Origin of the sequence: Bradyrhizobium sp. HKCCYLRH2060 (assembly GCF_051168135.1) — a bacterium.
In the GTDB taxonomy this organism is placed as follows: Bacteria; Pseudomonadota; Alphaproteobacteria; order Rhizobiales; family Xanthobacteraceae; genus Bradyrhizobium.
In genome coordinates this window covers 272,384-279,731 of the sequence record NZ_JBNPUK010000012.1, presented here as the reverse complement: position 1 = coordinate 279,731, position 7,348 = coordinate 272,384, and the positions used below count along the sequence as shown (strand labels likewise).

At 67.0% G+C, this 7,348-nt stretch carries 7 protein-coding genes; 2 read left to right on the top strand and 5 right to left on the bottom strand.

The features are described 5' to 3' along the window. Window positions 1-131: 131 nt before the first annotated feature. The 5 genes from ACQR10_RS23555 to ACQR10_RS23535 form a co-directional block, all read right to left on the bottom strand. Complete coding sequence (locus tag ACQR10_RS23555) at window positions 132-1,052, bottom strand: polyphosphate kinase 2 family protein (RefSeq protein WP_316217045.1); 921 nt, start codon at window positions 1,050-1,052, stop codon at window positions 132-134. Then, window positions 1,049-1,765, bottom strand: coding sequence for an NUDIX hydrolase (locus ACQR10_RS23550; protein ID WP_316217046.1), 717 nt, complete (start codon window positions 1,763-1,765; stop codon window positions 1,049-1,051). The genes ACQR10_RS23555 and ACQR10_RS23550 overlap by 4 nt, the downstream gene beginning before the upstream one ends. A gap of 3 nt (window positions 1,766-1,768) precedes the next feature. Continuing rightward, window positions 1,769-2,782: an ABC transporter substrate-binding protein gene (locus tag ACQR10_RS23545; protein WP_315805592.1), complete on the bottom strand. Its 1,014-nt coding sequence runs from the start codon at window positions 2,780-2,782 to the stop codon at window positions 1,769-1,771. Window positions 2,783-3,003: 221 nt separating this feature from the next. Next, complete coding sequence (locus ACQR10_RS23540; protein WP_315805591.1) at window positions 3,004-3,789, bottom strand: ABC transporter permease; 786 nt, start codon at window positions 3,787-3,789, stop codon at window positions 3,004-3,006. A 215-nt stretch (window positions 3,790-4,004) separates the two neighbouring features. Further along, the gene (locus tag ACQR10_RS23535; RefSeq protein ID WP_315805599.1) at window positions 4,005-4,811 is read right to left on the bottom strand and encodes an ABC transporter ATP-binding protein; all 807 of its coding nucleotides are present in this window, start codon (window positions 4,809-4,811) and stop codon (window positions 4,005-4,007) included. 154 nt (window positions 4,812-4,965) lie between these two features. Between ACQR10_RS23535 and ACQR10_RS23530 the strand changes: the two genes are divergently transcribed. Continuing rightward, window positions 4,966-5,760, top strand: coding sequence for an ATP-binding cassette domain-containing protein (locus ACQR10_RS23530; RefSeq protein ID WP_315805590.1), 795 nt, complete (start codon window positions 4,966-4,968; stop codon window positions 5,758-5,760). Further along, window positions 5,757-7,313: a glycine betaine ABC transporter substrate-binding protein gene (locus ACQR10_RS23525; RefSeq protein WP_316217047.1), complete on the top strand. Its 1,557-nt coding sequence runs from the start codon at window positions 5,757-5,759 to the stop codon at window positions 7,311-7,313. Before ACQR10_RS23530 ends, ACQR10_RS23525 begins: the two co-directional genes overlap by 4 nt. Window positions 7,314-7,348 lie beyond the last annotated feature (35 nt).

Below are 7,348 nucleotides of genomic sequence, written 5' to 3'. Positions count from 1 at the left end.
CAAAAACCCACAACAGTTGAGCCTCGCAATATGCGGAAGCTGAACCGGACAGCCGTGGGTCAAGCCCGGGCATGACGAGCTGACGAGCGGGTGCCACGGACGAACGAGAGAGTGCGATGAGCGCTTCGCGCTCAGCCCTTCTTGCCGCCCTTGCCTTCGCTCTCGAGCGCCTTGCGCACCGCCTTGAACTCCTCGCGCGAGCCGGCGTCGACGCGCGGAAAATGCAGGTCCAGGCCATCCAGCGCGGCGACGATGGTCGAGCCGATGACGACACGGGCGAACCATTTGTGGTCGGCCGGAACGACATGCCACGGCGCATAGGGCGTCGAGGTGTGGCGCACGATGTCCTGATAGACCGCCTGGTAGCGATTCCACCTCGCGCGCTCGGTGACGTCGCCCATCGAGAACTTCCAGTTCTTCGCCGGCTCCTCCAGCCGGTCGAGAAAGCGCTCGCGCTGCTCCTCCTTGGAGATGTTGAGGAAGAACTTCAGGATCACGGTGCCGTTGCGCGTGAGGTAGCGCTCGAACGCGGAGATGTCCTCGAAGCGCTCGTGCCAGATGTTCTTGGTGACGAGCCGCGGCGGCAGCTTCTCCGCTTTCAGGATCTCCGGATGCACGCGCGTGACCAGGCATTCCTCGTAGTAGGAGCGGTTGAAGATGCCGATGCGGCCGCGCTCGGGGAGCGCGATGGCGCTGCGCCACATGAAGTCGTGGTCGAGCTCCTTGGAGGTCGGCTGCTTGAACGAGGTGACCTCGCAGCCCTGCGGATTGACGCCCTCGAAGATGCTCTTGATCGCGCTGTCCTTGCCGGAGGCGTCCATGCCCTGCAGCAGCACCAGCACCGACCAGCGGTCCTGCGCGTAGAGCTTCTCCTGGAAGTCGGCGAGCCGCTGGCGGTTCCGCTCGATGATCGCCTCGCCCTCTTCCTTGGCGAGGCCGCCCTTGACCTTGGTCTTATGCGACTTGAGATGAAACTTGTGCCCGCCATCGATCCGGAACGGCGAGATGAAACCATCGAGCTCATCGGCCAGCGTGCGCGGTTTCTTGCTCATGAGGACGGCTCTCCGGGGCTGAATTGCGTTTCGAGGAAGGCGGTCACGAAGCGCGGCATCGCCGCAGTCAGATCATTCCTGCTTCGAACCAGCCGTATCGAGCAGAGTTCCGGCTCGTCCTGGGCCGCGAGGTTGGCCTCGATGCGGCGCTGCAGAGCCTCGCCCATGTCAGAGGCGTCGAGCACGCGCATCAGCGCGATCGACGCGCCGGTCACGACACAGTCCCAATGCGCCGCGGCCTGATAGTCCGATGGCGCGAGTCCCGTCTCCTCCTCGACCTCGCGCGCGACGTTGGCGGCGAGATCGAGCACACCGTCGCTGACGTCGTCGAGATCCGGCGTGCCGGCGGGAAAGTACAGCCGGCCGGCATTGGCGGTATGCGCGCCCATCTCGCCGAGCACGAAGGCGCCGTCCGCGGACCGCAGCGCGCCCATGCCGAAGCCGTTGAAGGCGGTGCGATCCGGAAAGCCCCAGTCGCGCCACGCCAGCAGGCTGGCGAAATCGGTCTCGAAATAGCTCGCCGAAAAACGTCCATCCGCGATGCGCGGATTGCGCCCGAGCAGCACACGGCCGTTCCACAGGCCGGGCCTCGCGCGCTGGCATTCCGCGAAATGCGCCGCGATGTCGTCGCGGCGCTGGTTCGCGAACGGCCAGTCCCACGGCTCGACCTTGAGGTCGAGCGTGGTGACGCGCTGGATGACGACGTCCGTCATCCGCTATTTCGCGCCCTTCGCCTGCTCGACGAACTTGTTGGTGAAGGTCTTGCTGACGTCGACATTGGCCTTGGCGACGTCGGGCGAGCCGGTCGAGAACACCGCGAGCACGGCGTCGGCGCCCTTCGGATCCATCTTGCCGGTCTGGGAGTACATCGGAATGGTGTTCTTCAGCGCCGCGAGATACAGCGCCTTGTCCTTGCCAACGAGCTCCTCCGGCATCTTCGCCATGATCTCCTCCGGCGTATGCGAATGGATCCAGCCCAGCGTCGCCACGATGGCGTTGGTCAGCGCCTGCGCCTCCTTGTCATGGCCGGCGATCCAGGCCGCCGTCGAGTACAGCGCGCCGCCGGGATATTCGCCGCCGAACACCTCCAGCGTGTCGTGCTGGGTGCGGGTATCGCTGAGGATCTTGAGGTCAGGATGCTTGCCCTGCAGCACGGTGACCGAGGGATCGAGCATCACGGCCGCGTCGATCTGGCCCTGCTCCATCGCCGCCACCGCGGTCGCGCCCAGGCCGACGCCGATCACGGCGGTACCCGACGGATCGAGGCCGTTCTTCTTCAGCATGTACTTCAGGAAGAAGTCGGTCGAGGAGCCCGGCGCGCTGACGCCGACCTTCTTGCCGGCGAGATCCTTGATCGAGCTGATCTCCTTGTTGTGCGACGGCGCCACCACCAGCACGAGACCGGGATAGCGGTCGTAGACGACGAAGGACTGCATCTCCTGCTTCTTGGCCGCGAGATTGACGCAGTGATCGAAATAGCCGGAGACGACGTCGGCGCTGCCGCCGAGCACCGCCTTCAGCGCATCCGAGCCGCCCTTGAGATCGACCAGCTCGACGTCGAGCCCGGCCTTCTCGTATTCGCCGAGCTGCTTGGCCAGCACGGTCGGCAGATAGCACAGGCACGCGCCGCCGCCGATTGCGATGGTAACCTTGGTGGCCGCGCTGGCGAGACCGGTGCTCAGCGTCAGCGCCAGCAGCGCGCCGGTGACCCGGCCGATGATCTTGTTCATGTGTTTCCTCCGTTCTGTCGTTGGTCAGATTAGGCGTGTTGATGTGGCTTTAGAAGGCTGCGCCACCCACCGCCGTCGTCCCGGCGAACGCCGGGACCCATAACCCCAGGGAGTGGTTTGGGGCACACGGGACGACCCGTCTTTTCCAACCGCGATATCACGCGGTATGGGTCCCGGCGTTCGCCGGGACGACGGCGGAGGATGTGGGAGCACCGCGCCCCTCACCGCCCATCCGCCGCATCAGGCCGCCACACCAGGAGCCGCCGCTCCACCAGCGTGACGCAGATGTCGATCAGGATGACGAACGCCGACAGCACGAACATGCCGGCGAACACGCCGGCGACGTCGAAGATGCCTTCGGCCTGCTGGATCAGATAGCCGAGGCCGGCGGCCGAGCCGAGATATTCGCCGACGACAGCGCCGACGACGGCGAAGCCCACCGAGGTGTGCAGCGACGAGAACATCCAGGACAGCGCCGACGGCCAATAGACGTGGCGCATCAACTGCCGCTCGCTCATGCCGAGCATGCGGGCATTGTCGCGCACCACGGTCGAGACCTCCTTCACGCCCTGATAGACGTTGAAGAACACGATGAAGAAGACGAGCGTCACGCCGAGCGCGACCTTGGACCAGATCCCCAAGCCCAGCCACAGCGTGAAGATCGGCGCCAGCACCACGCGCGGCAGCGCATTGGCCATCTTGACGTAGGGATCGAACACGGCGGCCACCAGCGGCTTGCGCGCGAACCAGAAGCCGACCAGGACGCCGCCGAGCGAGCCGATCGCGAACGCCAGGATCGATTCCCACAGGGTGATCGCGAGGTGCTTCCAGATCGCGCCGGTCGAGAACCATTTGACGACCTGCGCTGATACGTCGACCGGATTGGAGAAGAAGAATGGCGGAAGCCAGATGCGCCCGAACACCGGCACGGTGGCGAAGAACTGCCACAGCGCAATCGCGACGATGGCGACCAGCAGCTGCAGCGCGAGCAAACCAAGACGCGACATTCAGGCCGCCTCGCGCTGCGTGAGGGGTCCACGGCCGACGCCACTTGCGCCGCTGCGCTCCCTCCCCCCTTGTGGGGGAGGGCTGGGGAGGGGGGTCCCCCAACCACCAGTCTTTCCGGGGTACCCCCCTCCCCGACCCTCCCCCACAAGGGGGGAGGGAGCACACTGCACGCGCCGAAACAGCGGGGCTCCCACGAAGCTCATTGCCGCCCCCATCACACCGCCTCCGCCTGCTTGTAGGTCTTCTCGACCTCGGACTTCAGCGTCTGCCAGATCTCGCGATGCAGTTCGTGGAACTCGTGCTTCATGCGCACCTCGAAGATGTCGCGCGGACGCGGCAGGGTCACGCGCCAGTCGCCGATGATGCGCGAGGCGGGGCCGGCCGACATGATGACGACGCGGTCGGCGAGCGCGATCGCCTCCTCCAGATCGTGAGTGACGAACAGCACCGCCTTGCGGTCGGCATTCCAGAGATCGAGCAGCAAATTGCCCATGATCTGCCGGGTCTGCGCGTCGAGCGGCCCGAACGGCTCGTCCATCAGGATGATGCGGGGATTGCGGATCAGCACCTGGGCGAGCCCGACGCGCTTGCGCTGGCCGCCAGACAGCATGTGCGGATAGCGGTTGCCGAAGGCGCCGAGGCCGACCGAGGTCAGCCATTGCTGCGCCTTGGCGGCCGCATCCTTCGACGGCGAGCCCGCGACCTCGAGCCCGATCGCGACGTTCTCCAGCGCGGTCTTCCATGGGAACAACGCATCGGCCTGGAACAGATAGCCGGCGTCGCGATTGAGGCCGGCCAGCGGCTGGCCGAAGATGCGCACCTGGCCGGCGGCCGGCTTCAGCAGTCCCGCCGCCACGTTGAGAAGGGTGGATTTGCCGCAGCCGGTCGGCCCGACGATGGCGACGAACTCGCCGTCGGCGACGGCCAGATCCGCCGTCTCGACGGCGGTGTAGGTGCGTCCGCCGGCGAGACGGAATGCCACCGTCGTTCGCTCCAGCGCGACCGCGGCGGCCGTGGGCATCGTCACGTCCAAGTTCCTCCCCGGAGAATGGCCGGGACGGCTTAGCCGCTTGCGCGGCGAAGTTCAACGCGCGGCCCGGACGTGCTAGGTCATCTGACTGAGCCCAAGGCCAACACCTCCGCCAACACCTCGGCCAACCGTTCCGCAAGGCCGCATGCCGCGCACGCCGTTCATCGTCTACGCCAACGTCCGCAAGAGCTTTCCTGGTCCGTCGGTCACCGTGACCGCGGTCGACGGCGTATCGATGGAGGTCGCCGAGGGTGAGTTCCTGGCGATCGTGGGCGGCTCCGGCTCGGGCAAGACCACGCTGCTGCGGCTGACCAACCGCCTGATCGAGCTGGACGGCGGCGCGATCCGGATTGCCGGTGAGGATATCGCCGGCCTCGATCCTGTCAGCCTGCGTCGCCGGATTGGCACCGTGTTCCAGAACGGGGCGCTGTTTCCGCACATGACGGTTGCCGCCAACATCGGCATCACCCCCAGGCTGCTGGGGACCCCGCCGGCCGAGATCGCCACGCGCGTCGGCGAGCTGCTCGACCTCGTGCGGCTCGACCGCAAGGCCCATCGCGACCGGCTGCCGCACGAGCTCTCCGGCGGCCAGCGCCAGCGCGTCGGCGTCGCCCGCGCGCTCGCGGCGCGGCCGAAGATCGTGCTGATGGACGAGCCGTTCGGCGCGCTCGATCCGCTGACGCGTGATGCGCTCGGCAGCGACTACCGCGCCCTGCACGAGCAGTTCGCGCTGACCACGATCATGATCACGCACGACATCACCGAGGCCCTGCTGCTCGCCGACCGCATCGCAGTGATGCGCGGCGGACGCCTAATCGAGATCGGCACGCCGGCCGAGCTCGCGGCCAGCCGCGAACCCTACGTGACGGAGCTGATGACGACGCCGCGCCGGCAGGCGGCGCGGCTGGCCGCGCTGCTGCCCGAAAGCGGCGCAGCATGAGCGCCCTGTCCGATCCACGCTTCACCGAGGCGCTGTCGCATCTCCCTGACTATCTCGGCAGCCATCTGCGCGTGAGCCTCGCCGCGCTGGCGCTCGGCCTTGCCGTGAGCTTTCCACTGGCGCTGCTCGCGCGCAATCGCCCTGCCCTGCGCAATCTGCTGCTCGGCGCGGCAAGCGTGGTGCAGACGGTGCCGGGACTGGCGCTGCTGGCGCTGTTCTATCCGCTGCTGCTGGCGCTGACGGCACTCACCTTGCGCTGGTTCGGGCTCTCGTTCTCGGCCTTCGGCTTCCTGCCCGCGGTGCTGGCGCTGGCGCTGTATTCGATGCTGCCGGTGCTGCGCAACACCATCACCGGGCTGAACGGCGTCGACGCAAGCCTGATCGAGGCCGCCAAAGGCGTCGGCATGACCGAGCGCCAGGCGCTCACGATGGTGGAGCTGCCGCTGGCGCTGCCGGTGATCATGGCCGGCATCCGCACCGCTGCGGTGTGGGTGATCGGCACCGCGACCTTGTCGACGCCGATCGGCCAGACCTCGCTCGGCAACTACATCTTTGCCGGGCTGCAGACCCAGAACTGGGTGCTGGTCGTGTTCGGCTGCGTCGCCGCCGCCGTGCTGGCGCTTGCCATCGATCAGTTGCTGGCGCTGATCGAGCATGGCCTGCGCAGGCGCAGCCGTGCCCGTGTCGGGCTTGGCACCGCAACCATCGCGCTGATGGTCGGCGCCAGTCTCCTGCCCTCGCTGGCCGGCAGCTCGGCACGCTACGTGATCGGCGCCAAGACTTTTACCGAGCAATATGTGCTGTCGGCCTTGATCAGCGAGCGGCTGCAGGCAACCGGTCTCTCGGCGACGACACGCGCCGGGCTTGGCTCCAGCGTGATCTATGAGGCGCTCAAGAACGGCGACATCGATGCCTATGTCGACTATTCCGGCACGCTGTGGGCCAACCAGTTTCACCACAAGGAGCCGTTGCCGCGCGCCGCGCTGCTCGATGCGCTGAAGCAGGATCTCGCCAAGGACAAGGTGAGCCTGCTCGGCGAGCTCGGCTTCGAGAACGCCTACGCGCTGGTGATGCCGCGCAAGACGGCCGAGGCGCTCGGCATCCGCTCGATCGCCGACCTCGCGCGTCACACCAGCGACATGTCGATCGCCGGCGACTACGAGTTCTTCTCGCGCCCGGAATGGGCGGCCTTGCGCGACGCCTATGGCCTCGCCTTCCGCGCCCAGCGCCAGATGCAGCCCGACTTCATGTATGCCGCGGCCGCCTCCGGCGAGGTCGACGTCATCGCCGGCTACACCAGCGACGGCCTGATCGCGAAATACGATCTCGTCGTGCTCGACGACCCCAAGCAGGCGATCCCGCCTTACGACGCGATCCTGCTGCTGTCGCCGAAGCGTGCCGAGGACCGCGCGTTGCAGGATGCGTTACGACCGCTGCTCGGCCGCATCGACATCGCGACGATGCAGCAGGCCAATCTGCGCGCCTCCGGCAGTGACGCGGAGTCCTCGCCGCAGGCGGTGGCGCGCTGGCTGTGGGCGAAGATCGGGAAGTAGATCATCCGCTTTCCGAGTTCTGCCTGATCGCTCCC

Coding starts and splice junctions, on each gene's coding strand:
- ACQR10_RS23555 (WP_316217045.1), bottom strand. CDS start 1,052: ATGAGCAAGAAACCGCGCACGCTGGCCGATGAGCTCGATGGTTTCATC.
- ACQR10_RS23550 (WP_316217046.1), bottom strand. CDS start 1,765: ATGACGGACGTCGTCATCCAGCGCGTCACCACGCTCGACCTCAAGGTC.
- ACQR10_RS23545 (WP_315805592.1), bottom strand. CDS start 2,782: ATGAACAAGATCATCGGCCGGGTCACCGGCGCGCTGCTGGCGCTGACG.
- ACQR10_RS23540 (WP_315805591.1), bottom strand. CDS start 3,789: ATGTCGCGTCTTGGTTTGCTCGCGCTGCAGCTGCTGGTCGCCATCGTC.
- ACQR10_RS23535 (WP_315805599.1), bottom strand. CDS start 4,811: ATGCCCACGGCCGCCGCGGTCGCGCTGGAGCGAACGACGGTGGCATTC.
- ACQR10_RS23530 (WP_315805590.1), top strand. CDS start 4,966: ATGCCGCGCACGCCGTTCATCGTCTACGCCAACGTCCGCAAGAGCTTT.
- ACQR10_RS23525 (WP_316217047.1), top strand. CDS start 5,757: ATGAGCGCCCTGTCCGATCCACGCTTCACCGAGGCGCTGTCGCATCTC.